Source organism: Flexivirga sp. (genome assembly GCF_035551235.1).
GTDB lineage: Bacteria > Actinomycetota > Actinomycetes > Actinomycetales > Dermatophilaceae > Flexivirga.
The window spans coordinates 36172-62766 of the sequence record NZ_DASZNO010000025.1; the positions used below are offsets into that span (position 1 = coordinate 36172).

General features: G+C 68.1%; 20 protein-coding genes, 2 tRNA genes, 1 other RNA gene and 1 pseudogene. 11 read left to right on the forward strand and 13 right to left on the reverse strand.

The genetic code is table 11. The features are described from left to right. Position 1: 1 nt before the first annotated feature. Entirely contained in the window at positions 2 to 679 is a 678-nt protein-coding gene (locus tag VG502_RS07600) for a lysophospholipid acyltransferase family protein (RefSeq protein WP_325549432.1), read from the reverse strand. Then, a complete protein-coding gene (locus VG502_RS07605) occupies positions 679 to 2958 on the reverse strand; it encodes a DNA polymerase III subunit gamma and tau (protein WP_325549433.1) in 2280 nt (759 codons plus the stop codon). The genes VG502_RS07600 and VG502_RS07605 overlap by 1 nt, the downstream gene beginning before the upstream one ends. 210 nt (positions 2959 to 3168) lie before the next feature. Here VG502_RS07605 and VG502_RS07610 point away from each other — a divergent pair, with 210 nt between their 5' ends. Continuing rightward, positions 3169 to 4782, forward strand: coding sequence for a hypothetical protein (locus VG502_RS07610; RefSeq protein WP_325549434.1), 1614 nt, complete (start codon positions 3169 to 3171; stop codon positions 4780 to 4782). 27 nt (positions 4783 to 4809) lie between these two features. Here VG502_RS07610 and ffs read toward each other — a convergent pair. Continuing rightward, positions 4810 to 4908, reverse strand: an RNA gene (gene ffs / locus VG502_RS07615) — signal recognition particle sRNA small type. A gap of 96 nt (positions 4909 to 5004) precedes the next feature. Here ffs and VG502_RS07620 point away from each other — a divergent pair. From VG502_RS07620 to VG502_RS07630, 3 genes are all read left to right on the forward strand, one after another. Continuing rightward, positions 5005 to 5089: transfer RNA gene (locus VG502_RS07620), tRNA-Ser, on the forward strand. 197 nt (positions 5090 to 5286) lie between these two features. Then, positions 5287 to 6960, forward strand: coding sequence for a purple acid phosphatase family protein (locus VG502_RS07625; protein ID WP_325549435.1), 1674 nt, complete (start codon positions 5287 to 5289; stop codon positions 6958 to 6960). A gap of 273 nt (positions 6961 to 7233) precedes the next feature. Then, positions 7234 to 7932: a LytR C-terminal domain-containing protein gene (locus VG502_RS07630; protein WP_325549436.1), complete on the forward strand. Its 699-nt coding sequence runs from the start codon at positions 7234 to 7236 to the stop codon at positions 7930 to 7932. A gap of 3 nt (positions 7933 to 7935) precedes the next feature. On the opposite strand, the gene VG502_RS07635 is transcribed toward VG502_RS07630, so the two are convergent. Continuing rightward, positions 7936 to 9504 (reverse strand): helicase HerA-like domain-containing protein, encoded by a 1569-nt coding sequence (locus VG502_RS07635; protein WP_325549437.1) that lies wholly within the window; start codon positions 9502 to 9504, stop codon positions 7936 to 7938. Positions 9505 to 9575: 71 nt separating this feature from the next. On the opposite strand from VG502_RS07635, the gene VG502_RS07640 reads away from it, so the two are divergent. The 4 genes from VG502_RS07640 to VG502_RS07655 all read left to right on the forward strand — a co-directional run bounded on the left by VG502_RS07640 (position 9576) and on the right by VG502_RS07655 (position 12237). After that, entirely contained in the window at positions 9576 to 9869 is a 294-nt protein-coding gene (locus tag VG502_RS07640) for a type II toxin-antitoxin system VapB family antitoxin (RefSeq protein ID WP_325549438.1), read from the forward strand. Continuing rightward, positions 9866 to 10390 carry a LytR C-terminal domain-containing protein gene (locus VG502_RS07645; RefSeq protein ID WP_325549439.1) on the forward strand — a complete coding sequence of 175 codons (525 nt, stop codon included), beginning with the start codon at positions 9866 to 9868 and terminating at the stop codon, positions 10388 to 10390. The genes VG502_RS07640 and VG502_RS07645 overlap by 4 nt, the downstream gene beginning before the upstream one ends. Positions 10391 to 10591: 201 nt before the next feature. Next, positions 10592 to 10681 (forward strand) — tRNA-Ser (locus tag VG502_RS07650). 374 nt (positions 10682 to 11055) lie between these two features. Further along, complete coding sequence (locus VG502_RS07655; RefSeq protein ID WP_325549440.1) at positions 11056 to 12237, forward strand: Fic family protein; 1182 nt, start codon at positions 11056 to 11058, stop codon at positions 12235 to 12237. A gap of 51 nt (positions 12238 to 12288) precedes the next feature. On the opposite strand, the gene VG502_RS07660 is transcribed toward VG502_RS07655, so the two are convergent. The 6 genes and pseudogenes from VG502_RS07660 to VG502_RS07685 all read right to left on the reverse strand — a co-directional run bounded on the left by VG502_RS07660 (position 12289) and on the right by VG502_RS07685 (position 18796). Next, positions 12289 to 12519, reverse strand: a complete 231-nt coding sequence (locus VG502_RS07660) for a hypothetical protein (protein WP_325549441.1) — start codon at positions 12517 to 12519, stop codon at positions 12289 to 12291. A 365-nt stretch (positions 12520 to 12884) separates the two neighbouring features. Beyond that, the gene (gene ptsP / locus VG502_RS07665) at positions 12885 to 14573 is read right to left on the reverse strand and encodes a phosphoenolpyruvate--protein phosphotransferase (protein WP_325549442.1); all 1689 of its coding nucleotides are present in this window, start codon (positions 14571 to 14573) and stop codon (positions 12885 to 12887) included. Positions 14574 to 14577: 4 nt separating this feature from the next. Continuing rightward, positions 14578 to 14844, reverse strand: a pseudogene (locus VG502_RS07670) (HPr family phosphocarrier protein); the annotation flags it as partial. 60 nt (positions 14845 to 14904) lie between these two features. Continuing rightward, positions 14905 to 16965: a PTS fructose transporter subunit IIABC gene (locus tag VG502_RS07675; RefSeq protein ID WP_325549443.1), complete on the reverse strand. Its 2061-nt coding sequence runs from the start codon at positions 16963 to 16965 to the stop codon at positions 14905 to 14907. Positions 16966 to 16970: 5 nt separating this feature from the next. Further along, a complete protein-coding gene (locus tag VG502_RS07680; protein WP_325549444.1) occupies positions 16971 to 18011 on the reverse strand; it encodes a 1-phosphofructokinase family hexose kinase in 1041 nt (346 codons plus the stop codon). Continuing rightward, positions 18008 to 18796: a DeoR/GlpR family DNA-binding transcription regulator gene (locus VG502_RS07685; RefSeq protein WP_325549445.1), complete on the reverse strand. Its 789-nt coding sequence runs from the start codon at positions 18794 to 18796 to the stop codon at positions 18008 to 18010. Before VG502_RS07685 ends, VG502_RS07680 begins: the two co-directional genes overlap by 4 nt. A 138-nt stretch (positions 18797 to 18934) precedes the next feature. Here VG502_RS07685 and VG502_RS07690 point away from each other — a divergent pair, with 138 nt between their 5' ends. Both VG502_RS07690 and VG502_RS07695 read left to right on the forward strand, forming a co-directional pair. Then, complete coding sequence (locus VG502_RS07690) at positions 18935 to 19321, forward strand: thiol-disulfide oxidoreductase DCC family protein (protein WP_325549446.1); 387 nt, start codon at positions 18935 to 18937, stop codon at positions 19319 to 19321. Positions 19322 to 19410: 89 nt separating this feature from the next. Continuing rightward, positions 19411 to 21687 carry an FdhF/YdeP family oxidoreductase gene (locus VG502_RS07695; protein WP_325549447.1) on the forward strand — a complete coding sequence of 759 codons (2277 nt, stop codon included), beginning with the start codon at positions 19411 to 19413 and terminating at the stop codon, positions 21685 to 21687. Positions 21688 to 21700: 13 nt separating this feature from the next. Here the strand turns inward: VG502_RS07695 and VG502_RS07700 are convergent, their stop codons facing one another. The 3 genes from VG502_RS07700 to VG502_RS07710 form a co-directional block, all read right to left on the reverse strand. Further along, on the reverse strand, positions 21701 to 22444 hold the full coding sequence (locus tag VG502_RS07700) for a DUF4232 domain-containing protein (RefSeq protein WP_325549448.1): 744 nt from the start codon (positions 22442 to 22444) through the stop codon (positions 21701 to 21703). Positions 22445 to 22535: 91 nt separating this feature from the next. Further along, positions 22536 to 23060, reverse strand: a complete 525-nt coding sequence (locus VG502_RS07705; RefSeq protein WP_325549449.1) for a mycothiol transferase — start codon at positions 23058 to 23060, stop codon at positions 22536 to 22538. A 112-nt stretch (positions 23061 to 23172) separates the two neighbouring features. Beyond that, positions 23173 to 24192, reverse strand: a complete 1020-nt coding sequence (locus VG502_RS07710) for an SAM-dependent methyltransferase (RefSeq protein ID WP_325549450.1) — start codon at positions 24190 to 24192, stop codon at positions 23173 to 23175. A 184-nt stretch (positions 24193 to 24376) separates the two neighbouring features. On the opposite strand from VG502_RS07710, the gene VG502_RS07715 reads away from it, so the two are divergent. Continuing rightward, entirely contained in the window at positions 24377 to 26518 is a 2142-nt protein-coding gene (locus tag VG502_RS07715) for an MMPL family transporter (RefSeq protein WP_325549451.1), read from the forward strand. Positions 26519 to 26595 lie beyond the last annotated feature (77 nt).

The window sequence follows — 26595 nt, forward strand, 5'->3', positions numbered from 1 at the left end:
CCTACTGCCCGGGTCGTTCGTTGTATGACGAAGCCCGCTCCTGGCCGGACAACTGAGCGATGGCGTCCATGATCTCGTCGGTCGCCCGGCGCCGCGCCCTACCGGCCGGCATCGCCCGGTACTCCGCACCGAAGGTCAGCGGTTCTCCGAACTTCACGGTGACCTTCGCCAGCCGCGGGATGTTGGTCCCGATCGGCTGGACGTCCGGGGTGCCGAGGAGGCCGACCGGGACGACCGGCACCCCGGCTTCCATCGCCAGATGCGCGACCCCGACACGGCCGCGGTAGAGGCGGCCGTCCCGCGAGCGCGTGCCCTCGGGGTAGATGCCGAACGCCTCGCCGTCGCGCAGCACCCGCAACGCCTGATCGAGCGAGTTGACCGCGGCACGGGAATCGTCACGCTCGACCGGGATCATCCCCATGGCGTTGAACCAGGTGCGCGACGCGAGACCCTTGGGACCCTTGCCGGTGAAGTACTCGGCCTTGGCGAGGAAAACCACCTTGCGCGGCGCAACAAGGGGTATGACGACGCTGTCGATGAACGAGCGGTGGTTGCTCGCGATCAGCACGCCGCCCGTCTTGGGCACGTTGTCCCGGCCCTCCACATCGGGTCGCCAGATGGCGCGCAGCAGCGGCGCGACGGTCATCCGCGACAACGGGTAGAGCGGCCCGCCCCCCATCAGTCGACCTGCTCGTCGATCACGGTGGCGCCCAGCACCGCCTGCATCACCGGCAGCCCGACCTGGCCCGGGTCGTCGACGTCCTCGTCGTCCATCCGCTCGGTGATCTCTTCGTCCTTGGGCTTGCTCAGCTCCGCGGATTTAACTGGCGCTGCAGGGTTTTCGGCGGTCGCCCACTCGGGCGGCGGCGCATTGACCGAACCCCAGCCGCCACCGGTGTCATTGCCGGCGGACGACGAGGACAAGCCGGCCTGAGCGAGCGCTTCCGCCGCGCGGGACCTCCGGGCGGTCGGCGGCGCGGCCTCGGACGACCGTTGCGGGGACGACTGCTGCGGGGTCGACTGTTGCGCGCTGGGTGGCTCAGCTGGCCGGTCGTTCGCGGGCGGCGTCGGTGGGGACTGCGGTTGCTGGCTCTGCTGTGGCGGCCCGTCGGAAGCCGGCGGGTATGCCGGGGGCAAATCGGCGGGCGGGGCGTCAGCGGGCGGCGGTTCGGACTGTCCACCCGGTGCGTCGGGCTCGGGCGGGAGGTTCGGCGAGGGCGCACCGGCGTCGGCGCGAGCCGTGACGCGGGCGCGGACACCGAGTGCGTCATACAGCGCAGCGGCGACGACATCGGGATGTGGCGCCCGCTCGACCGCGGACGCCAGACCGGGGCTGCTGGTGCCGAGCGTGAGCGTCTCGCCGTCGAAGTCGGCCACGTGCGCGTGCTGGCTGAGCAGCGTCCAGGTGACCCGCTTGCTGCGGGCGATGCGGTCGAGCACGTCCGGCCAGGCACGGCGTACGGCGTCCGTGGTCACCGCCGAGCCGGTCGGAGATGCGGTCGGTTGGGCGGGCTCCGGCTCAGCGGGCGCGGACGCAGCGGGCTGCGCCCACTGCGGTGGATCCTGTTGCGGCGCAGGGGGTTCCGTCGGTGTCGCGGTCTCGGTAGGCGACTCGGGGTGTGACTCCGCTGACTTCGATACGGGCTCGTCCCTCGCCGTACTCAATCCGCTGTTCTCCGCGACTCGACCCGCTTCGGGAGTGGGCGGTGTCTCGATACGCGGCTCGTCCGATTTCGATACGGGCTCGTCCCTCGCCCTACTCAATCCGCTGTTCTCGGCCACTCGGCCCGGTTGGGGAGCGATGTCCATGCGGCGCTCGAGACGGTCGAGGCGGGCGGCATACCCCTGCTCACCGGAGACGGCGGGCAGTAGCACCCGTGCGCAGATCAGCTCCAGCTGCAGCCGCGGCCCGGTGGCACCGGTCATCTCGGACAAGCCCGTGTTGACGATGTCGGCGGCGCGGGACAGCTCCCCCGGCCCGAACGATGCCGCCTGCTGGCGCATCCGGTCCAGCTGGTCCTCCGGCACACCGCGCAGCACCTGCGCCGCGCCGTCCGGGACAGCGGCGATGACGATCAGGTCCCGCAGCCGCTCGAGCAGGTCCTCGATGAATCGCCTTGGGTCGTGGCCGGATTCGACCACCCGGTCGATCTGCCGGAAGACCGCACCGCTGTCGTGAGCGCCGAGCGCGTCGACGGTCGCGTCCAGCAGCTCACCATCGGTGAAACCGAGGAGCGCGGCGGCTCCGGCATACGTGAGCCCCTCTTCCCCGGACCCGGCGATCAGCTGGTCGAGCACCGACAACGAGTCACGCACCGACCCGCCACCCGCGCGCGTCACGAACGAGAGCACACCAGGCTCGACGGCGACGCCCTCGGCGTCGCACAACTGCTGCAGATAATCGGTCAGTCGCGCCGGCGGCACCAACCGGAAGGGGTAGTGATGCGTGCGCGAGCGGATGGTCCCGATGACCTTCTCCGGCTCGGTCGTCGCGAAGACGAACTTCACGTGCTCCGGTGGCTCCTCGACGATCTTCAGCAGCGCGTTGAAGCCCTGCGGCGTCACCATGTGCGCCTCGTCGATGATGTAGATCTTGTAGCGCGACTGCGCCGGACCGTATGACGCCCGCTCGCGCAGGTCACGCGCGTCGTCGACACCACCGTGGCTGGCCGCGTCGATCTCGATCACGTCGACGGTGCCGGCCCCGCCGCGCGCCAGCGCCACACACGAATCGCACACCCCGCACGGCGTGGGCGTCGGGCCCTGCTCGCAATTGAGGCAGCGGGCGAGGATCCGCGCCGACGTGGTCTTGCCGCAGCCGCGCGGACCGCTGAAGAGATAGGCGTGGTTGACCCGGCCGGTCCGCAGCGCCTGCATCAGCGGCTCGGTGACGTGCTCCTGGCCGATGACGTCGGCGAAGGTCTCGGGCCGATAACGACGGTAGAGCGCGGTGGTCATCCCAAAACTCTATTCGCCTTCGCCCACAGGCGTTACGGGTCGGTGCTCAGACGTCGCCCGGGCAGCAAACCGGCGCGCGCAACCGTCGTCCACAATGCGATCATGGAGATGGCCACCGATGGTGGTCCACCGTGTCCTCGCGTGGCTCTCGCCCCGGGATCTCGGGCTTACTCAGGGGTTCGTCAGGTGGCGAAAGGTACCGTGGACATCATGCTCTCGTCGCATCGGCTGCGCTCGCCGGCGGCGTTGGCAATGGGTTGCGCGGTGGTTTTCGCGTTGCTCTACATCTTCTGGACCCCGCAGGTGCCCGACCTCGCCGCGCAGGTCGCGCGGGCCCAGGTCGCCCGGGTCGGCGGCGCCCCGGTGTGGTGGGGCGGCTGGTTCGGCGGGATCACCCTCCCGAGTTACAGCGCGATCGTGCCGTTCTCGATGGCTACGTTCGGCATCCGGCTCACCGGTGTCGCGGCGGTCGTCCTCAGCGCGTATGGCGGCGCGCTCCTCGTCGAGAAGGCGCCGCGCCCACGCGCCGGGGCCGTCGCGATCACCCTCGCGCAGGCGGCCGACCTGCTCAACGGCCGGGTGACGTTCACGGTCGGCGCGGCATTGGGGATCTGGGCGCTGGTCGCGCTACGTGCACACCGCGAGAAGACCACCGTGGTGATCGCCCTCCTGTCCTTCCTCAGCTCCCCGTTGTCCGGTTTCTTCGTCGGCATCATCGCCACCGTCGTCGCCATACTGCGCCCGGACTATCGGCGATCGGCCGGTATCTGCGCGGCCGCGTTGCTCATCGGTGGACTGGCGATGGCGATCCTCTTCCCCGGCACGGGCACGATGCCCTTCCCGATCAGTGATGCGGCACCCGCGATGCTGGCCTGCATCGTGGTGTTTGGCGTGTGCCACCACAAGCTGATCCGCGCGACGGCGGCGGTGCTCGCCGTGTCGTTCCTGCCGTTGCTGATCGTGCCGCTGGCGATCGGCACCAACGCGACCCGGCTCGCGTGGCTCGCCGCCGTGCCGGTGATCATCGCGTATGCCGAGGTCCGCGACTCGCTCACCTGGCTGTGCGCGCTGGTCGTCGCGATCTGGCCGGTCAGTGACCTGGTCAACCAGCTGCACCTGGCCCACCAGCCGTCGAGCAGTTACGTCTTCTACCAGCCATTGGCGACGGCACTGAAGGCCGACCAGCAGCACCTCGGCCCCGCAGCGATGGGACGGCGCGTGGAGGTCGTGGACACGAAGAACCATTGGGGTTCGGTCTATTTGGCGTCCTTCTCGATCGCGCGCGGCTGGGACCGGCAGGCCGACCAGGCGGACAACTCGATCTTCTACCGGAAGGGCTTGCTCAACCCGGTCAGTTACCGCCAGTGGCTGGACTCGCTGGCCGTCGGCTGGGTGGCGGTCCCGAAGGCGCCGATCGACTACGCATCCCGCGAGGAGGCGAAGCTCGTCCTCGGCGGGCTGCCCTACCTGAAGCCGACATGGAGCAACTCGGACTGGCGGCTCTTCCGGGTCATCAACCCCGCGCCGCTCGCGACGGGCGGCAAGGTGATCAAGATCGACTCGCACGGCGTCACGCTCAATGCGACCGCCCACAAGCCGATCGATCTGAAGGTCCGTTACTCGACCTACATCGGCGCGGTCGACCCGAGGACCAAGAAGCAGCTGACGGCGTGCATCGTCAACAACGACGGATGGTTGCGGGTCACCATGCCGACCAGCGGTACGGTCCGGCTCTCCAGTGATTTCAAGCCGGTTCGGTCCCGACCGCCGGGCTGTGTGGCACCCGACGAGACGAAGTCCCCCAGTCCCAGCGGTACGAGCTGACGGACACATCGGAACCGAGGCCTGGCGAAATAAGAACCCCTCGCACACCTGGAAGAGCTCTCCTACCCTTGCTGCATTCCTGCCCTGGGGGAGTTCGGAGAGGTACCACCGCACGAGGGGTCCGGCGCCAACTCTAGAACACGCGGGGCTCGGACACGCAATCGAGGCCGCCGCCTCGAACCCGATTCGGTGTACCGGCCGCGAGCAGGTATTCTCCTCGGCGGAGGATTCGCATAGTGGCCTAGTGCGCACGCTTGGAAAGCGTGTTGAGTGAAAGCTCTCAGGGGTTCGAATCCCCTATCCTCCGCTCACAGCGAGAAGGGCACCACCCGTGGTTTTCGGGTGGTGCCCTTCTCGCTGTCCCACGAGGCGCATGATTCGGGAGGAGCGCAGCGACGGTTCCCCTATCCTCCGCCAACGCGAAAGAGGGACCGCCCACGTTTTTCGGGCGGTCCCTCTTTCGCGTTCACCAGGACCGCCGATGTATGCCGCAGGTTCACCCGTATGCCGCACGCCGGTCAGCCCGGCTGGGCAGGGTCGCCATACGTGAGCAATGACCAGACGGCAGCAGGTTTCCACGATCCCGCGGACGCGGCCCTCTTCGGTAAGCGACTCGGCCGCCGGCAGGTGGTTGCGGGGCTGACGACAGGTGCCGCGGTGGCGGCGGTCGACTTCTTCGAGTCCGGTACGGCGAGCGCGGCACCATCGGCCCGGGCCGGTCAAACGACCGAAAAGCCTTCGCAGCAGGCGGATTCGGCCGTGCCGCCGGTGGCGGGACTGCACACGCAGTTCGGCGCGGACGCACGCCGCGAGGTGGTCGTGTCCTGGCACACGCTGCAACCGGTGCAGCATGCTCGGGTCCTGCTCGGCACCGAGTACGGCTACCGTCGCTCCTTCGCGGCGCGCACTCGCACCTATGTCGACGGAAAGTCCGGTACCACCGTCTACGCCCATCACGCGAAAATCACCGGGCTGCATGCCGATTCGGACTACCTCTACCTCGCGCTACACACCGGCGCGGCCGCGGAGGGCGGCACCTTCCGGACGGCACCGCACGGGCGAAAGGCGTTCACCTTCACCAGTTTCGGTGACCAGGGCACACCGACCGTCGGCAAGCAGGTCAAGGACGCGGCCGGCAAGTCGGTCATGGCCAACGACAATCTCGGCTCCTTCGCCGCAGGTGACACCACCCTCGGTGTCGAGCAGCTCCAGCCGCTCTTCCACCTCTTCAACGGCGACCTCTGTTACGCCAACCTGGCGACGGACCGCGTGCGGACCTGGTGGGACTTCTGGGCCAACAACAGCCGCAGCGCCCGGCACCGGCCGTGGATGCCGTCGGCGGGCAACCACGAGAACGAGCTCGGCAACGGTCCGATCGGTTATGCGGCATACCAGACGTTCTTCGAGCTGCCGAAGGTTTCCGGCCAGACCGACACCACCCGCGGCCTCTGGTACGCGTTCACCGTCGGGTCCGTGCGCGTGATCTCGATCGCCAACGACGATGTCTGCTACCAGGACGGCGGCGACAGCTACGTCCGCGGCTACTCCCAGGGCGCCCAGAAGCGCTGGCTGGAGTCGGCCCTGCGCGACGCGAGCCGCGACCGTGACGTCGACTGGATCGTGATCTGCATGCACCAGGTCGCGGTCTCGACCGCCGACCAGTTCAACGGCGCCGACCTGGGCATCCGCGAGGAGTGGCTGCCGCTCTTCGACCGGTATGGCGTGGACCTCGTCGTCTGCGGCCACGAGCACCACTACGAGCGATCACACCCGATCCGCGGCCAGCAGGACAACGAGACCCGCACGCCGGTGCCGCGGGCGACCGACACCCGGGTCGTCGACACCACCAAGGGCACTGTCCACATGGTGATCGGCGGTGGCGGGACCTCGGCCCCGTCCAACCAGCTCTTCTACAACCCGCCGGCGTGCCGGGTCATCACCTCGGTCGGTGCGAAGGGCAGCAATGGCAAGCGCACTCCGAACTACGTTAGGGAGGACGCGCCGTGGTCGGCCGTGCGCAATCCGGCGCATTCGTACGGATTCGCTTCGTTCTCAGTCGATCCCGGCTGGGCCGGCGGCAAGACCTCCATCACCGTGACCTACTACGACGTGACCGGTGTGGGCGGCCAGCTCACGCCATACGAGACCTTCCGCCTCGAGCGTCCGCGGCGCCATTGAAACCACCCGTCGGAGGCCGGCCGGCGCATCGACACCGACATGTGATGAACGCGCCATGAGATGGTGTTCGGGATCCACCCAAGAACGACTCATACTGTGTGCCACAGGATTTGTTGTGGCGCACAGGTGGGAACGATGGGGTTGACCGGTAGGCGCGTAGCGGGGGCTGCGGTCGTCATCGCTTTGACGCTGCCCGTGGTCACCTCATGCAGCAGTTCGAACCCCGGTCATCCGACATCCGAGTCGTGTCTCGACACGCCTACGGTGCCGACGATGAAGATTGCGCTCAACTCCATCCATGCCAATATCTGGAACGCCGGGGGCAAGACCGGACAGGCCGCGAGCGTCGCATCGCAGCTGACCTGGCGCGGGGTCCACATCATCTCCACGGGCAACGACCCGAATCCCGGCGAACCGCCCAAGCGCGCCGAGATCCGCTACGGCCCCAACGGCAAGCAGATCGCGCTCACCCTCGCCCAGCAGGTCAAGGGCGCCAAGCTCACCCAGGACGACCGCAGCAACCCCAGCGTCGACCTGGTGATCGGCTCGAAGTTCGCGCTGGTGCCCGTCCCGCCACCTGCACCGTCCAAGATCACCGTCAACGTCTACAACGCCTACGTGCTCCCGGGCACGGCGGTGTCGTTGGCTGCCGAGCTGCGCAAACGGGGCTTCAAGGTCGACAACGTCGGCAACGACCCGAAGCGCGGCTACTACCCGCACAGCGCTGTCGCCATACGCTATGGGTTGCAGGGTGAGCCGGCGGCGCGGCGGGCAGCCTTGCAGTTCAAGGGCGTCAAGATGATCCCGGACGGTCGCAAGAACGCCACCGTGGACGTCGTCATCGGCAGCAAATGGGTCGACGGCACGGTCGTCCCGGTCGCACGGGCGACGCCGGCTCCGACTCCGAAGCCGACGACGCCCAGATGCACAGCCACCGCGTCGTCATCAGGCGGCTCGGCGACCTCCAGCTAGTCCTCAGCGCCGGCGGCGGGCGGTCCCGAAGATGCCGCGGGTGATCTCCCGGCCGAGCACCGTGCCCGCCGACCGCAGCGCCGACTTGAACGCCGGCGACTTGATCACCTGCTCGACCATGCCGGGCTCGTCCTTCTTCTGCGGCTCGGCCTGCTTGGTCTCCTTGGTCTCCGCCTGCTCGGGTGCCGGCCCGTCGCCCCCTTCGGTCGGGGCGTCGGCGAGCTTCTTGTTGAGCATCTCGTATGCCGACTCCCGGTCGACCGCCTCCGAATACTTCGCCGCGAGAGGCGATTTCGAGATGATGCCGTCCATCGTCTCGGCCGGCGAGGGTGCCATCAACGACTGCGGAGCGCGCATCCGGGTCCACGCGACCGGTGTCGGCGCGCCCTTCTCGGAGAGCACCGTGATGACGGCCTCGCCGGTGCCGAGCGAGGTCAGCAGCTTCTGCAGGTCGTAGCCGCTGGTCGGGAACGTCTGGACCGTCGCCTTCAGCGCCTTGGCGTCGTCGGGCGTGAACGCACGCAGCGCGTGCTGGACCCGGTTGCCGAGCTGGGAGAGCACGTCGTTCGGGACGTCCTTCGGCGTCTGGGTGACGAAGAAGATGCCGACGCCCTTGGAGCGGATCAGCTTCACGGTCTGCTCGATGGAGGTCAGGAACGCCGGCGATGCGTCGTTGAAGAGCAGGTGCGCCTCGTCGAAGAAGAAGACCAGTTTCGGCTTGTCGGCGTCACCGACCTCGGGCAGGTCGTGGAAGAGGTCGGCCAGCAACCACATCAGGAAGGTCGAGAAGAGGGCGGGCTTGTCCTGGACGCCCGGCACCTCGAGACACGTGACGACGCCGCGGCCGTCGTCCGCCATACGGGTGAGGTCGGCGGTGTCGAACTCCGGCTCGCCGAAGAACGCGTCGGCGCCCTGGTCGGAGAAGGCGATCAGGTTGCGCAGTATGACGCCCGCCGTCGACGCGGACAGCCCGCCGAGGCCCTTCAGGTCCTCCTTGCCCTCGTCCGAGGTGAGGAACTGGATGACCGCTGTCAGGTCCTTGAGGTCCAGCAGGCTCAGGCCGCGCTTGTCCGCATAGTGGAAGACCAGTCCGAGGGATGACTCCTGGGTGTCGTTGAGGCCGAGCACCTTCGACAGCAGCGTGGGGCCGAAGGAGGTGATCGTCGCCCGGATCGGGACGCCCTTGCCCTTGCCGCCGAGGGAGAGGAACTCCGTCGGGAACCCGCTGGCCGTCCACTCCTGCCCGACGTCCTTCGCGCGGGCCTCGACCTTGTCGCCGCCCTCCCCGGGCGAGGCGATGCCCGACACGTCACCCTTGATGTCGGCCAGGAACACCGGGACACCGGCGGTCGACAGCTGCTCCGCCATCAGCTGCAGGGTCTTGGTCTTGCCGGTGCCGGTCGCTCCGGCAACCAGCCCGTGCCGGTTCATCATCGAGACAGGGAGTCGGATCGGCGTGTCCGCGTGCGCGGTGTCGTCGATGACCGCAGCGCCGAGCTCGATCACCGCTCCCTCGAAGGAGTAGCCGTTCTTGATCTGGTCAAGCTGTCCGCCAGCAGTGGATTCAGTCACATTGACTGAGAATAGTCACGCCACGGCGATGCCCGGAGGATTGTCGATGAACGCGCCGTTAGGCTGGCCCGGTGATCTTCAAGGCGGTGGGCGAGGGGCGACCCTACCCGGATCACGGTCTGGTCAGCTCGAAGGACTGGCGCACGGTCACGCCGCGCGTCGTACGACTGGATGAACTCGTCACGATCAAACGTACGCTCGACCTGGACACGCTGCTGTCGGAGGACTCCACCTTCTATGGCGACATCTTCGCGCACGTCGTGTCCTGGCAGGGGGATCTCTATCTTGAAGACGGACTGCACCGTGCGCTGCGCGCAGCGCTGCAACAACGACCCGTGCTGCACGCACGGGTCCTAGCGCTGTGAGCTACGTCCGCGGGGACGGCGGCCTGGCCGAGGCCCGCCGCCGGAAGCACCGCCGGTCGATGATCGTCATCGCCGTCGCCGTCGCGATGGTGCTCGGTGCCTTCCTGTATGCCGTCACCTACATGGACCGTCATGGCGAAGCGGCTCCGACCGCGTCCTCGTCGTGCGATGTGACGCCGACTCCCCCGCCCCAGTCGATCTTCGTGCTGAACGTCTACAACGCCTCCGACCGCAGCCAGGCCAAGCAAACGGGCATCGCGATGAAGTCGCACGGCTTCAATGTGGGCACGGTCAGCAACGACCCCTACAAGGAACGGCTGAAGGGCATCGGTCAGATTCGCTTCGGCCCGAACGGCAAGAAGAACGCCACCGAGTTCGTCAAGAAGTACCTGCCCGGCGCGCAACTGGTCGAGGACGGCCGCACCGACGACTCGGTCGATGTGGTGCTCGGTGACGCGGCTCCGGCCATCCAGTCGGCGCCCCCGACCACCAGCACACCGCCGCCCGGCTGCTCCGCGTAGCCCCCAAGCGGGTCGAGCGCCGCCCTGAGTAGCCGCGCGGAACGAGCCACCTGCGGGTCGAGTAGCCGCGAGGCACGAGCGGCGTATCGAGACCAACCAAGCGGGTCGAGTAGGGCGAGGAACGAGCCCGTATCGAGACCCCGAAACGACACACGACACCTCGTTTTGGCGTCACGCGCACCGTCGGGTAGCCTCTTCGGCGGTGGCGTGTCCGAGCGGCCGAAGGTGCAACACTCGAAATGTTGTGTGGGGGCAACTCCACCGTGGGTTCAAATCCCACCGCCACCGCCAAAAAATGTAGGACCCGACAGCAGTTTCGTCGGGTCCTACATTTTTATTGGAGACAGTGGGATTTGGGAGGAGTCCGTGAGGTGCCGAGGGACGAGGCAGCTCACGGACGACGGTTCCCACCGCCACCGCCAAACAAAATCCCCGGGAGCTCGCTCCCGGGGATTTTTGTTTGCGGTGGCGAGTGGATGCCGGGAGGAGCGATCGGGCACGCGAGGAACGAGCGGGCTCGATCGCGACGGTTCCCACCGCCACCGCCACCACCAGCAAAAACCCCGAGAAACCGGGGCCCGGAGCTGACTGGGAAACCCACACCATGCCTGAAAGGTATAGGATAGTCACCTAGCCTATACCTCTCAACGGAGCAGGAGTCCACAGTGGCGCACTGGGAAGAGGTGCACGCCCAGCCCGACTACGCCGGAGTGACCAGCACGGAACGCCGAGGAGGCTTCTACCGCCGGTATCACCCTGACCATATGGCGCATGCCCTGCAGTTGCTCGACCCCGAAACGACCGAGTACGCGCTGAGCACCACGGCTCGAGTAGGCGTGTTGGGCGAACGACTGCGGGCGCGGCCGTTGCCATTGCTGTACGCAACGCTGATCCGTTCAGAGAGCATCGCCTCGTCCTGGGTGGAGGGGGAGCGCGAGACGCCGCGCAACATCATGCTCGCGCGGCTGGACCACGAACGGGCCAGCACTGCCGGCCAGCGGATCGCCCGCAACATCGATGCCATGCGCACCGCGATCGAACGGCTGGACGGAATCTGGACGCACGAGGACATCCACCGCGTGCACCAGACGCTGCTCCCGGAACTGAAGAGCACCGGCTACCGGCACGAGCCTGTCTTCATCGGCGGCAACTCGGCGCTGACGGCACGGTTCGTGCCGCCGCCGCACGAGGACGTGCCGGGCTACATGGACGATCTGCTGTCCTACATCAACACCAGCGGAGACAGCCCGCTGGCCGCGGCGCTGCTCACGCACGCGCAGTTCGAGACGGTGCACCCGTACCCCGACGGGAACGGCCGCGTCGGGCGCGCCCTCTTCCATGGCGTGTTGCACCGTGCCGGTGTCGTCACCGGCGGCGTACTGCCGCTGTCGACGGCGTTGAAGCGCGACAAAGAGGCGTACGTCAAGGCACTGACGGCGTACCGCTACGACGGGAATGCCAGCAGCAGCACGACGGGCGGCATGAACACGACCAGGCGCGCGGCGACATCGGCGTACGTCACCGCCATGCTCGACTTCGTCAACCGCGCCGTGGACTTCACGACACAATTCACCCAGCAGGTCGACGAGGTACTGGACCGCTGGTCACAGGTGCTGTCCGGCCACCGCAGCGACTCCTCGGTGCATCGGGCGGTCGACGTCCTGATCCAGCAACCGGTTGTCACGATCGGCTATCTGCAGGATGAGTTGCAGGTCACCAAGTTGACCGCGCACACGTGCCTGAAGTCTCTGGTCAACGCCGGAGTGCTGCACCCGTCCGGCGGCAAACTGAAGCGGGCCAACCTCTTCCAAGCGGATGACGTGCTCAGAATCCTCGAACTCGCCTGACAAAGGGCGCCGGCATCCCGGCCCAACGACGAGCACGAGACGACGATTCTGTTAGGAACGAGCGGGCTCGATCGCGACGGTTCCCACCGCCACCGCCAGAGATAAGGTCTCGAAGCGCCAGCGCACCGGACGTGGTTCGGCGGCTGGCGCTCCGGTCTGTCCGGGCGACAGCGGCGATCTCGTCAAACGGCGGTTAAACGCCGTCACCTTCAGCGCAGTCTCGTCCAGATACAGCTTCTTGTAGAGCGCATCGTTGACCAGGCCGCGGCACTCGTCGTTCAACGTGGCCTAGAGCGGCGGAAGCTCGTGCAAGAGTTCAGCAGCATGTGGAGGGCCGCTGCCCCGACCGACAGCCGATCCTCGGCATCGGCCTGCTGGGCCTTGATTCGCGTGCGGTCCGTGCGAAGGGCGTTCAGCCGTTGCTGAGTCTTCGGCGGCGGCAGACCCTTCTGCCAGGTCGATGAGGCGTTCTCGCGCTGATCGAGCTTCTGTAGCTGTGCGTTCAAACGCTCGTTTCATCTCCTCGAGGCTTGTTTCCTCGTGACTGACGACCGCCGCGATCTGACCAGAGATGGTGTCGACGATCGCACCCGTGTGCCTGCCCGTCGTACTGACCGCGAGCGCCAAGCGGGCGAACGCGAGACGACTCAGAGGATGTCGACGACGTCCTGATCGGCCGCCTGCCGGACGGCTGCCTGCGCGTCGGCGGCAGTGCGCGACTCCCGTGCGAGCGCGGCGAGCTGCCGGCACCGAGCGAGGGTATGGCGGCCGAGGGCATAGCGGACCATCGGCACCTTCGAGGGCGCCATCGACAAGGACGCCACGCCCAGGCCGACCAGGACCAGCGCGAGCAGCGGATCGCCCCCAGCTTCACCGCACACTCCGATCGGCTTGCTGATGTCGTTGCCACCGTCGCATGCCGCTGCGATCACGTCGAGGACGGCGGGCTGCCACGGGTCCAGTAGCTCCGCCAGGTCTCCCTGCATGCGATCGGCCGCCATGGTGTACTGCGCCAGGTCGTTGGTGCCCAGGCTTGCGAAGTCCACGTCGGCCAGCACATGACGCGCGCGGAGCGCGGCGGCCGGCACCTCGATCATGACGCCGACCTTGGGCAGGCCGTGCTCGCGGACCCGCCGGGCGAACCACGCCGCCTCTTCGGCCGTGGCGACCATGGGCGCCATGACCTGCACCTCGGCGCCGGTCACCTGGGCGGCCGCCGCCACGGCCGCGAGTTGAGTGTCGAGCAGGTCCGGGCGAAGTGCGGAGAGCCGCAACCCGCGACGTCCCAATGCAGGGTTCTCCTCCGGCCCGAGGTCGGCGAACGACAACGGCTTGTCGGCGCCGGCGTCGAGCGTGCGCACGACCACCTTGCGACCGGCGAACGGCTCGAAGACGGCTCGATAGATCGAGGTCTGCTCCTCCACCGTCGGCGCGGTCGTGGCCGACAGGAAGACGAACTCGGTGCGGAACAACCCGACACCCTCCAGGTCGTGCGCGCCCGCCGCGACCGCGTCCTCGACACCGCCGATGTTCGCCAGGAGCGCGACCCGGTGATCGTCGCTGGTCCGCCCGGGCCCGGCAGACGACGCCAGGGCGGCGGCGCGGCGCTCGCGTCGCTGCGCCATACGGGACACGAAGTCGGCGCTGGGATCGACCGTGACCTCACCCGTGTCGCCGTCGAGCGCAACCTTGGTGCCGGCGCCGATGCCCAGCGCGCCACCGCAGTGGACGACAGCCGGGATGCCCATCTGGGCGGCGAGGATCGCGGTGTGACTGGTGCGGCCGCCCGCCTCGGTCACGATGCCTGCGACCAGGGCACGGTCGAGGGTCGCGGTCTCGGCCGGTGCGAGGTCGTGGGCGACGACGATGCTCGGTTCGTCGAGGGCGGGAACGCCCGGCGCGGGCACACCGAGGACGGCCGCGACGGTGCGCGACCCGACGTCGCGCAGGTCGGCGACTCGCTCGGCGAAGTACCCGCCGAGCACCTCGAACTGCGCGGCATACTCCTCGACCGCGGCGTCGACCGCGGTCGCCGGACCGAGGCCCGCGGCGAGCTGCTTACCGGTCGCCTTGTGCAGTCCCTTGTCGCGCGCCATCAGCGCGGTCGCCTTCAGGATCTGCTGCGCCGTGTCGTCCGCCTTGCTGGCGCGCGCCTCCAAGTCGGTGGCCACCTGCTCGTATGCCGCCTTGACCCGCACCAGCTCGGCGTCCGGATCAGTTGTGGCCGGCTCGTTCTCGGGAGGCCGCACGGCCGGTGCCACCTTGACGACCGGGCCGTAGGCCGAGCCTCCGCTGACCCCGATGCCGCGCAGTGTCTCCGTTGATTCGCCGGTCATGATCCTCCGCGTCGAGGTCGCGCGACAGGAGTGCGACGAGCTTGTCGAGTGCCGCGTCGGCGCCGTCGCCGTCGGCGGTGAGGACGACCTCCTCGCCATACTTGGCCCCCAGGGCCATGACGCCCAGGATGCTGGTCGCATCCACGGGGTCCTCACCGGGTCGGGCGATCTCGACGTCGAGTCCAGTGTCACCGGCGGCTTCGACGAAGAGTGCCGCGGGGCGGGCGTGCAGTCCGACGGACGAGGCGATGGTTGCGGTGCGCTGTGCCATGAGAGTTCTCCTTGGATGTTGTATGGCGGGGGTGTCGTTCGGCTGGGCAGGTTGCCCGGGTCAGGCGTTCTCGGCGGTGGTCAACCGGGCGGGGTCGCGCTGCTTGAGTGCGACGACGACGGCCGCGCTGACCAGCACACCGATCACGAGCGCGACGACGAACAGCGCGAAGTTGCCGATCAGCGGGAGCACCCAGATTCCTCCGTGCGGTGCGCGCAGCGTGGCCCCGAAGAGCATCGCGAGCGCACCGGTGATGCCCGATCCGACGACCGAGGAGACGATCACGCGCCACGGATCCGCCGCGGCGAACGGGATGGCACCCTCACTGATGAAGGAGGCGCCCAGCAACCACGCGGCCTTCCCGTTCTCACGTTCGGGTTCGCTGAACAGGGCCGGGCGCACCGTGGTCGCCAGCGCCATCGCGAGCGGCGCGACCATGCCGGCCGCCATGACCGCCGCCATGATCTTCAGCTGCGGCGCGTTGGACGCGGTCCCGGCCGCGGCCAGTCCGGTCGTGGCGAACGTGTAAGCCACCTTGTTGACCGGGCCGCCGAGGTCGAAGCCCATCATCACGCCGAGAACCAGTCCGAGCACGACCGCGCTCGTGCCGTTCATCGAGTTGAGCGCGTGCGCCAGCCCGTCGGACAGGCCCTTGATCGGTCGGCCGAGGACCGTGATGAACAGTCCGATCGTGAGCAGTGTCGACACCAGCGGTATGACGACCACCGGCATCACCCCACGGACTCCCTTGGGGACCTTCCACCTCGCGACCCACAGGGCGAGGAAGCCGCCGAGGAAGCCGGTCACGATGCCGCCGAGGAAGCCGGCGTGCATCGTCGCGGCGACCGAGCCACCGACGATGCCGGGCACCAGCCCGGGTCGATCGGCGATGGCGTAGGCGATGAAACCGGACAGGATCGGCACCAGGAAGCCGAACGCGGCCGACCCGATGAGGAAGAACAACGCCGCCCAGTTCATCCCGCTGCTCGGGTCGAAGCTGTTCTGCAGGATCGTGACGCCCTTGGCGGTCGAAGCGGGATCCAGCGTGAAGTGGTTCGTGACGTCGATCGCGCCGGTCTTGCCGCCGGCGACCTGGGCGATCATGAAGCCGATCGCGATCAGGATGCCGCCCGCTGCGACGAACGGGATCATGTAGGACACACCGGTCATCAGCCATTGGCGGATGCGGGTCCCGACGCCGCCCTGGTTGTCGACCTTGGTCGCCATACCCGCACCGCCTCCTGCGCTCGCAGCAGCGGCCTGTGCCTTGCTCGGGTCGGCCTCCCAGTCGGCGGCGAGACGCTCGGCCTCGGTGATCAGGGCCGGGCCGTCACTGATCGCCTTCTTGACGCCGACGTCGACCGTCGGCTTGCCGTGGAAGCGAACCTTGTCCCGCACCTCGACGTCGTGGGCAAAGATGACCGCGTCGGCCTCGGCGATCTCCTGCGGGCTGAGCGGGTTGCTGCCCGCGGAGCCCTGGGTCTCGACCTTCATGGTGTGGCCGGCCTCCTCCGCTGCACGCTCGAGGGCCTCGGCCGCCATGTAGGTGTGCGCGATGCCGGTCGGGCACGAGGTCACACCGACGAACTTCAGCTGCCTGGCCGCGGGCGCCTCTGTGGTCGGCACGGGCGCGGCCGCGGTCGGCGCGGGCTCAGCCGTCGGAGTGGCCGGCTCGTCCAGCTGGACATGCGAGTTGACGACATCGACGACCTGCTCGTTGGTGGTCGCGGACTCCAGTTGCGCCCGAAAGTCCTTGTTCATCAAGGCTTTTGCGAGCTTGGGGAGCATCTGCATGTGCGCCTCGCCGCCGCCCTCCGGCGCCGCGATCAGGAAGATCAAGTGCGCCGGACCGTCCTTGGCGCCCCAGTCGATCCCCTCGCGCGAGCGTCCGAAGACCAGCGAGGGTTCGGTGATGGCGGCGCTGCGGGCGTGCGGGATGCCGATGCCGCCGGGAAGCCCGGTGGCCATCTTCGACTCGCGCTCACGCACGTCAGCGAGGAACACCTCGACGTCCGTGCAGCGTCCGCTCCCGGCGAGCGTTCGGGCAAGCGTTTCGGTCGCCTCGTGGCGGTCCGCGCCGGTCAGGTCGAGGACGACCTGATCCGTGGTGATGAGGGACACGGTGATCAGATCCTTACGGTGTGGTTGGTCGGAGGGAGGTCGGAGGTGCCCGTGGGGCGACTGGGCGTGTGAGTCGGCATCCGGATCGGCATGGACAGGTCCGGTGAGCGGGAGGTCGTGACGGCGATCGCCGCCGTGTCCGCCGGGCAGGGAACCCGGCTTCCCGGTAGTCCCACCGCGGCCGCGCCCCAGGCGACACCTCGCTCGAGGGAGGCCGTGAGACTCTCTCCGGCATCCAGTCCGAAGAGCACACCGGCGAGCAGGCAGTCCCCCGCGCCGACGGTGCTGAGCGGTCGTTCGACGGTCGCCTTCGCCCACAGCGGGCCTGGGTCGGAGGTCGTCGCATGGGTGGCCGCATCGACCGCGATCGCGCCGTCCGCACCCAGGCTCACGACGACCATCTCAATCCCGTCGCCGACCAGGTCGCGAGCGGCGGCGACGACGTCGCCCAGGGTGGGAAGGGAACGCCCCACGAGCTCTGCCAGCTCTTCGTGATTCGGCTTGATGAGTGACGGCTTGGCCGCAACGGCGTCGCTGAACGGCATACCGGATGAGTCAATGGCGACGCGGGCTCCGAGGTCGCGGGCGCGACCGACGAGGTCGGCATACACACCGATCGGAGCACCCGGTGCCAGGCTGCCGCACCCGACAACCCAGTCGCCCGGGCTCGCGGCGTCCAACGTCGCGGCAAGAAGAGCCTCGACCTCGTCGCCGGTCATCTGCGGCCCGGCCTCGTTGAGCTTCGTGGTCGTGCCGTCGGGCGTTACCGCCGCGATGTTGATCCGGCCCGTGCCGGAGATGGGCACCTCCCGCCGCGGGACCCCCGCGAGCTCGAGCAGCTCGGCCAGCAGCCGGCCCTCGGGACCGCCCACGGGGAACACCGCTCGGGTGTTCGCCCCCTGTGCGACGAGAGCCCGAGACACGTTGATCCCCTTGCCACCCGGGTCGATTCGGCTGGAGGTGGCGCGCTGGACCTCACCGATGCGGATGCTGTCGAACGCGATCGTCCGGTCCACGCTGGGATTGGGAGTGAGCGTGATGATCATGCGCGCGTCACCTCGGGCCCGAGAGCCTCGACGGCTGCGGCGACGGTTCGATCGAGCGAATCGTCGGTGATGATCCGATCCAGCTGCGCGAGGTCGGCGAAACCGTGGAAGTGGTCGACGCCGAACTTGGATGCGTCCGCGACAGCCACCACCCGGCGGGCACAGCCGACCATCGCGCGCTTGATGGTCCCCTCCGCCTGGTCGGGCGTGGTCAGTCCGTGCTCGGGCGTCACTCCGTTCGTGCCGATGAACGCGACGTCGACGGTGATGTCGCGGAGTGCGCGCCCGGCCCACTCCCCGACCGTCGCACCGGTCCGGTTGCGGACCCGACCACCGACCACGAACAGGGTGAGCTTGTCGTGCGCGGCCAGCAGGGCACCGGTCTGCACGGAGTTCGTGACGACGGTGAGCTCGCGGTCGGAGGGCAACAGCTCGGCGATCGCGCCGGTGGTGGACCCGGCGTCCAGCAGGACGGTGGCGCCTTCCTCGATCTCATCCAGCGCGCGTGCTGCGATCCGCTTCTTCTCGGCCGTGAGCCGAGTCGATCGGGTTGCCAGGCTCGGCTCGTCGCCCAGCCGTTCGACCGGTATGGCGCCGCCGTGCACCCGTCGCAGCAGGCCTCGACCCTCCAGGTGCGTGAGGTCACGGCGCACCGTCTCCGGGGTCACGTCGAGTTCGGTCGCGACGGCGTTGACCTCGACCCGGCCGTGACGCCGTGCCTCGTCGAGGATGCGCTGTTGCCGCTCCGCTGCGTAGAGCATGTGCTCGCCTCCGATAGCTGTCATGTGAACCCGCTCACAGCAGTCTGCCCACCCAAACACATACATGTCAACAGATACACAGTTTTGTTTCTGTCTGTTTGCCGGAGGTGGGATCGACTCTCGGGACCGGCGGTGTCACGGCAGCCGAGTAGCGTTTGATACATGCGCCCGACCCTGCTGTATGACGCCGACTGCGGCTTCTGCACGCGCGCGGCGGCGAAGGCGCCGGGGCTTCGACTCGAGGTCGAGGTCACCGCACTGCAGTCGGTCGATCTCGCGGCGCTCGGCGTCTCGGCGGAACGCGCCGTGACCGAGATGCCCTTCCTCCGCGCCGACGGTTCGATCGTCTACGGCCACCGGGCGATCGCCGCGGCGCTGGGCACCGGTCCCGCGCCGCTGCGCGTGCTCGGGCGGATCATCACCGCGCCCGGCGTGGAGCCGGTCGCCGATCTCGTCTACGGCTGGGTCGCGCGGCACCGGCAGCAACTCCCCGGCGGGACGCCCGCATGCGCCATACCGACGACTGAGCGGTCGGGCAGCGACGACTAACGGCCGGGTCCCGGACGTCAGCGTCCCGCCGTTGAGCGCTGGGCGGGCCCGGTTAATGTCGGTATGCCGGCCGACGCGAGGAGCGACTGATGGGCTCGACGGAAGACCCGCGGGACGACCTGAAGGTCACCCCGCCCAAGACGTGGGCCGCGGGCGTGCCCGGAGTGACGCACGCGGTGCAGTACTCCGTCCAGCAGGCCGGGCTGAAGCGACCTGCGCTGACCTTGCTGAACATCAATCAGGTCAAGGGATTCGACTGTCCCGGCTGCGCGTGGCCGGACCCGGGCCATCGGCACAAGAACGAATACTGCGAGAACGGCGCGAAGCACGTCAATGACGAGGCGACGACCCGGCGCATCCGTCGTGACTTCTTCGCCCAGCACTCCGTCGCCGAGCTCGACGGCAAGTCCGACATGTGGCTCAACCAACAGGGGCGGCTGACCGAGCCGATGGTGAAGCGACCGGGTGCCACGCACTACGAGCCGATCTCCTGGAGCGGCGCGTTCGACCTCATCGCGGAGGAGTTGCGCGGCCTGTCCTCGCCCGATGAGGCGCTCTTCTACACCTCCGGTCGGGTCAGCAACGAGGCGGCGTTCCTGCTGCAACTCTTCGCGCGTTCCTTCGGCACCAACAACCTGCCGGACTGCTCGAACATGTGCCACGAGTCCAGTGGCTCGGGACTGAACGAGACGATCGGGGTCGGCAAGGGCACGGTGTCGCTGGACGACATCCACTCGGCGGACCTCATCCTGATCGCCGGCCAGAATCCGGGCACCAACCACCCGCGCATGTTGTCGGCGCTGGAGCAGACCAAGCGCAACGGCGGCCGGATCGTCGCCATCAACCCGTTGCCGGAGGCCGGGTTGATGCGCTTCAAGAACCCTCAGAAGCCGCGCGGTGTCGTCGGGCGTGGCAGCGAGATCGCCGACCAGTTCCTGAAGATCCGGCCCGGTGGCGACCTCGCGCTCTTCCAGATGCTGGGCCGCCTACTGCTCGAGGCCGAGGACGCAGCACCGGGCCAGGTGCTGGACCACGACTTCATCACCGCGAACACCACCGGGTTCGAGCAGTTCGCCGAGCACGTGCGCTCGATCACGTGGGATGAGGTTCTCGCGGCGACCGGTTTGAAGCGATCGGAGATCGAGGAGTTGCACCGCCGGGTGCTGGCCAGCCGTTCCGTCATCGTCTGCTGGGCGATGGGCATCACCCAGCAGAAGCACGGTGTGCCGACCATCCGCGAGATGGTCAACTTCCTGCTGCTGCGCGGCAATCTCGGCCGACCCGGCGCCGGCGTGTGCCCGGTCCGCGGCCACAGCAATGTGCAGGGCGACCGCACCATGGGCATCTGGGAGAAGATGCCGGAGTCGTTCATGGAGGCGCTCGGCGACGAGTTCGACTTCACTCCTCCGACGAAACACGGCTACGACTCGGTCGACGCCGTCCGTGCGATGCGCGACGGCGCCGCCCGCGTATTCGTCGGCGTGGCAGGCAATTTCGTGCGTGCCATGTCCGACAGCGACGTGACCGAGGAGGCGCTGCGTACGTGCCGACTCACCGTGCAGGTCTCGACGAAGCTGAACCGCTCGCACACGGTGTGCGGAGACACCGCCGTCATCCTGCCGACGCTCGGTCGCAGTGACCGCGACATACAGGCGGCCGGTGAGCAGTTCATCACCGTCGAGAACTCCATGAGCGAGATCAGCGCCTCGCGCGGACGGCTCGAGCCGGCCTCTCCCGAACTGCTCAGCGAGGTCGCGATCATCTCGCGGCTGGCTCGACGGACGCTCGGCGCGCAGAACCCCATCGCCTGGGAGGAGTTCGAGGGCGACTACGACCGGATCCGCGACCGCATCGGCCGCGTCGTGCCCGGGTTCGAGGATTTCAACGAGCGCATCACCGCCGGCGGTTTCCGGCTACCCAGCCCGGTCAACGAGGGGCGCTACCACACGGCGAGCGGCAAGGCCGTCTTCACCTGCAACGACTTCGAAATGCCCACTGTGCCCAAGGGATACCTCGTGCTGCAGACACTGCGCTCGCACGATCAGTGGAACACCATCCCCTACGCGATGAACGACCGCTACCGCGGCATACACAACGCACGCCGCGTGGTGATGGTGCACCCGGACGACATCGCCGAACTCGGGTTCGCCGACGGCGACCTGGTCGACATGGTCAGCGTGTGGACCGACGGGACGGAGCGCCGGGCACCGCGATTCCGGCTGGTCGGCTACCCGGCCGCGCGCGGGTCGGCCGCGGCGTACTTCCCGGAGGCCAACGTGCTGGTGCCGCTCGACAGTGTGGCGGCTATCAGCAACACCCCGACCTCCAAGGGTGTCATCGTGCGCTTCGAGGCCGCGACCGAGTAGGCCCGGTCTCTCGTCATACGGTGTTGTTCGGGCCCGGCAGGATCGGGCCGACCTTCAGGTAGGGACCGCCTGTCGTGCACGTGACCTCGGACAGCGGAACGAACGCCGCCTGGTAGGAATCCGGCGGATAGACGCGTATGCCGCGCGCTGTCACCGTCGCGCAGCCACTCTTGTGCGGCGCGGAAGAGATGAAGAGACCCGCCGACGCGGTTGCGTTGGGAATCAACACGATCGGCTGGTGTCCGACGATCCGCTGCGCCGGTTTTCCGACCTGGTGGCCGTCGCTGCCGGCGACATAGGACACCCCGGGGGCACCGGTCAGCTTGCACACCTTGTCGCTGACGTTGGTGAACCGCAGCGGCCGGTGCGAGCCCTGCATGTCGGCGTTGCCGTGACCCACGGTGATCCGCAACTGGCCCACGCTGCACAGCGCAACAGGCTTGTCGCCCGCCGAAGGGTGGATGGACGGATGTGCCGGCGGCTTCGCCGACGGCTTGGCCGGTGACGACTTGCCCGTCGAATTGCCCGTCGACTTGCCCGCGGACGGGGTCGCTGCTGACGACGTCGGTTTGTCCGATGTCGTGCTCGCCGTGTCACCGGCCGAGGAACTCTCCGCGCTCGTCGGCGACGAGCTCGACGTCGCCGACGAAAGGGAGGCCCCGGCAGAGCCGGACCCACCCGAGCCACAGCCGGCGAGGAGCAGCGTCATACCGACGCCTGTTGCGGTGAGAGCAGTACCTACTGACGTGCGATTCATCGGCTCATCCCTGCTCACGGTCGATCACTCGCCGACCGGCCTCTCATATGGGTAGACGTATGCGGCCCGCTCGGGGTTGTTAAAGGGATGGTCAGCGTTGACCCAATAACCCTCGTACGTAAGCGAGTTGACCCAGGTGCTGGGTGATGTCGCCGATCACCGATGTGATGCGGACCGCGGCGGTCACCGGCGGGTCCCAGCGCTCGTCGACGATGCGCTCGTAATCGGCGCGAGTCTTCAGCGTTTGCAACACTTTGAGCGTCATCTCGTGCACGTCGGCGTAGTAGCCGGTGAGCAGCGCGACGTCGGTCACCGAGAACGCTCCGACCTCGTCGCTGGACTGGCCGTAGCCGATCGTCGACTCGTCATACGGCAGCGCGAAGCGCTTCGACCAGCCACCTGTCCAGACCTGCTCGAGGTCGCCCACGCCGGCCAGGTGATCGTCCTGGACACGCGCCAGGTGCCAGGCCAGCCAGCCGATCGGGTTGGCGTCCGGGGCAGGTCGCCAGAGCAGCTGCTCACCGGTCAATCCGTCGAGCTGCTCCGGCAGCCCCTCGTGGACCCGGGTGAAAGCGTCGGTCAGGATCTCGGTCGTCACGTCTGCCGTCTCAGCCATGGCATCACTCAACCACTGATGAGCGATCCGCGCGACGGGTCGCAGCGCCATCACGGTGTTTCCTCACGTGGAACCGCGCCGGCAGCCCCTCCCTCTACCGACCGGTGGTTTGCTAACGCCGGGTCGCCACGACCGTCACTTCGTGCCGGTTGTGCTGCAGCTGCCGCATGAAGCTCGGATCGTATGCCGCCACAAGCACTTCCAGCGCATCATCGATCTGCTTCTCGGGATTGTTCGTGCCGAGCTTGAGGGTGATGACGGCCTGGCCGCCGGGCCGCAGCAGCCGTGCCGCGTCGACCATGGTGTGCGCGGTCAGCTGCGGCACCATCCGCATGTCGTTGACGATCAGGTCGACGGCCTCGCCGTCATACTCCTTGACGAAGTCGCCGGCCGTCTGCCGGTGATGTATGACGCCGTCGAGCGCCAACACACGGTCGTCGAGTGCCGCCGGATCCACGGCATGCACCTGCCGAAACCCCTGCGAATGCACGATTCTCGTCCACCCACCCGGGCTGGCACCGAAGTCGACCGCGACGTCGCCGTCCGGTGCGTCGACATACGAGAAGAGCTCCTCGAGCTTGAACTCGGCACGTGAGACCTGCTCGGGCAGGGTCGCCAGCCGGATCCGGCCGCCGGCCCAGTCGCACAGCGACGCGTCGGTCGGGTTGACGCCGGCCACGATCCGGTCGGTGCCGATGCACAGGCTTCCGACCGTCTCGGCGCCACTGGTGATCACGCGAATCCCGTTGTCCATCAACAGTTCCAGCAAGGACCGGCGTACCTTGCCGGGCGCGAACCCGGCGTCGCCGCTGTCCCAGGTGTGCAGGCTGATCTCGTCGCCGACCTCCAGCGACGTCAGCAGCACGCTGGCCGCCCACTCCGCGAGGTCCGCCGGGGAGTCGAAGGTGCCGGCACCGCGCACGGCGTCGGCGCGCGCGAGATGCCGGACCAGCGGGATCTCACCACCCCAGCAGGCGTCCGCCGCATCCTGCAGCGTGCCGGAGCCGAGGTGCACGATGCCCGCGTCGGGACCGACGCGCTGCGCCTTGGTCACGTCCAGCGCAGCACGCAACTCGGCCACGGCGAAGCGGTAGTAGTCGGGCGCGACGGAGAAGAGGACTGGTGGTTCCACCGGGCCATCGTCTCAGGCCTTGGCCCGGCGCCGGACCAGCGCCGCGTATCCCCCTTGAGAGGGAGATGAATTCACCCATTAGTCGAATGCGCCGGGCGGCCTGCGCGGGCAGGATGAAGCGTGGGCCGCGTTGTCGCGCGGCGCAACCCGTCACCGCACACCGCACCACCACCTCGGGAGAGCTATGTTCGCCAGCCTCGGCCGGTATGTCGTCAAACATCCGTGGCAGATCATCGCGGGCTGGATCGTCGCCGCCATCGCGATCGTCGCGTTCGCTCCTGCGCTGCCGAACAGCAGTGATGAGAGCGACTTCCTGCCTCGCCACTATGAGTCCATCAAGGCCGCCAACCTGCAGCAGGAGGCGTTCCCGGCCGCGTTCACGCCGTCGATGATCGGTGTCTTCCAGCGCACCGATGGCAAGCCGCTCACCGCTGCCGACCAGGCGAAGGTGAAGTCCTTCGCAGCCGAGATCACCGGCAAGAAGATCAAGAACGTCGAGCAGGTTATCCCGGCGCCGGCGTCGCCGAAGAAGCTCGTGCAGACGTTGCTCTTCAAGACTCCGGAGCAATCGAACAGCAACTACAAGGAACTCAACGACACCGCCAAGGACGTGCGCGTCGAGCTGCGCAAACTCACCCGCGACACCGACCTCAAGGTCGGCACGACGGGGGCGATCGCGCAGAGCCTGGACCAGCAGGAGGCGTCGGGCAACTCCGACGCCATCATCGGCATCGCCACCATCCTGCTGATCATCGTGCTGCTGCTGGTGATCTTCCGCAGCCCGATCATCGCGTTCCTGCCGATCATCCTGATCGGCATCGTCAGCCAGGTCGCCAACGGCCTGATCGGCTTTGCTGCCAAGGGATTCGGACTCAAGGCCGACAGCTCGATCAACCAGTTGCTGATCGTCGTACTCTTCGGCGTCGGGACCGACTACATCCTCTTCCTGATGTTCCGCTACCGCGAGCGCCTGCGCGCCGGTGAGGACCCGAAGCAGGCGATGGTCACCGCCGTGACACGCGTCGGCGAGGCCATCGCGTCCGCCGCCGGCGTGGTCATCATCGCGTTCCTCGCGATGGCGTTGTCCTCCCTCGGCATGCTGCGCGCGATGGGCCCGTCGCTGGCGATCGCGGTCGCCGTCACCCTCGTAGCCGGCCTCACCCTCGTGCCGGCCGTCGTGTCGCTGCTGGGCACCAAGGTCTTCTGGCCGAGCAAGGCGTGGAAGCAGGAGCCCACGGGCGCCCGGTATGCCGCTATCGGTCGCTCCCTCGGCAAGCGCCCGGCGGTCTTCGCCGCGGTCTCGGGCGTCATCATGCTGGTGCTCGCGGTCAGCGCGATCGGTTTCAAGCCGACGTTCGACCTGGCCGGCTCGTCGATGCCGAAGACCGCCGAATCCGTTGTCGCACTGCATGATCTGGAGCGTGACATGCCGGCCGGAGCGACCGAGCCGACGGACGTCTATCTCCAATCGAGCTCCACGCTGGACAAGGCCGCGCTCGCGTCATACAGGACGAAGCTGGCGAAGGTCGACGGCGTCGGCCAGGTCGCCGAGCCGAAACTGTCCAAGGACGGACGGACCGCCGACTTCTCGGTGATCCTGGCCCACAGCCCCGAGTCGGACAAGGCGCTCGACACCGTGGCCGGCCCGTTGCGGGACACCGCGCACGGGAATGCTCCCCCGGGTTCGAAGGCGTATGTCGGAGGCATCACCTCGGTCTACGTCGACATCAAGGCCGCGATGAACCGCGACTACGCACTGGTCTTCCCGGTAGCCGCGATCCTGATCATGATCGTCCTCGGCCTGCTGCTGCGCAGTCTCGTCGCGCCGTGGTACCTCATGGTGTCCGTCGGCCTCGGCTTCCTCGCGACGCTGGGCGCAACCACGTTGATCTTCCAGGGGATTCAGGGTGAGAGCGGCCTGATGTTCATGCTGCCGCTGATCATGTACATGTTCGTGGTGGCGCTCGGGACCGACTACAACATCCTGATGGTCTCGCGATTGCGCGAGGAAGCGCAGCAGGGCCTGTCGCCACGGGATGCGGCGGCGGTCGCCATACGGCATGCAGGGCCGACGATCGGTGCGGCCGGCCTGATCCTCGCCGGATCGTTCGGCTCGCTGATGCTGGCCGGCAACTCGCTGCTGTCGTCGATGGGCTTCGCCCTGTCGTGCGGCATCGTGATGGCCGCCTTCCTGATGGCGACGATCTTCACGCCCGCGCTCACCGCGCTGATCGGTCACCTCGCCTGGTGGCCCGGGCACGCCGACGAGCAGCCCCCGCCGGACGCCGCCGCCGACGACGAGCTGGCCGCGTCCGCCGTGAGGTAGTCCGACCAACCCCACCGCGCCCCCTTCACCGAGAGGACACCCAAAGTCCGAGGGGACACGAAAAACCGCCCATTTTT

Coding starts and splice junctions, on each gene's coding strand:
- VG502_RS07600 (WP_325549432.1), bottom strand. CDS start 679: ATGGGGGGCGGGCCGCTCTACCCGTTGTCGCGGATGACCGTCGCGCCG.
- VG502_RS07605 (WP_325549433.1), bottom strand. CDS start 2,958: ATGACCACCGCGCTCTACCGTCGTTATCGGCCCGAGACCTTCGCCGAC.
- VG502_RS07610 (WP_325549434.1), top strand. CDS start 3,169: ATGCTCTCGTCGCATCGGCTGCGCTCGCCGGCGGCGTTGGCAATGGGT.
- VG502_RS07625 (WP_325549435.1), top strand. CDS start 5,287: ATGCCGCACGCCGGTCAGCCCGGCTGGGCAGGGTCGCCATACGTGAGC.
- VG502_RS07630 (WP_325549436.1), top strand. CDS start 7,234: ATGAAGATTGCGCTCAACTCCATCCATGCCAATATCTGGAACGCCGGG.
- ptsP (WP_325549442.1), bottom strand. CDS start 14,573: ATGACCGGCGAATCAACGGAGACACTGCGCGGCATCGGGGTCAGCGGA.
- VG502_RS07680 (WP_325549444.1), bottom strand. CDS start 18,011: ATGATCATCACGCTCACTCCCAATCCCAGCGTGGACCGGACGATCGCG.
- VG502_RS07685 (WP_325549445.1), bottom strand. CDS start 18,796: ATGACAGCTATCGGAGGCGAGCACATGCTCTACGCAGCGGAGCGGCAA.
- VG502_RS07690 (WP_325549446.1), top strand. CDS start 18,935: ATGCGCCCGACCCTGCTGTATGACGCCGACTGCGGCTTCTGCACGCGC.
- VG502_RS07695 (WP_325549447.1), top strand. CDS start 19,411: ATGGGCTCGACGGAAGACCCGCGGGACGACCTGAAGGTCACCCCGCCC.
- VG502_RS07700 (WP_325549448.1), bottom strand. CDS start 22,444: ATGAATCGCACGTCAGTAGGTACTGCTCTCACCGCAACAGGCGTCGGT.
- VG502_RS07705 (WP_325549449.1), bottom strand. CDS start 23,060: ATGGCTGAGACGGCAGACGTGACGACCGAGATCCTGACCGACGCTTTC.
- VG502_RS07715 (WP_325549451.1), top strand. CDS start 24,377: ATGTTCGCCAGCCTCGGCCGGTATGTCGTCAAACATCCGTGGCAGATC.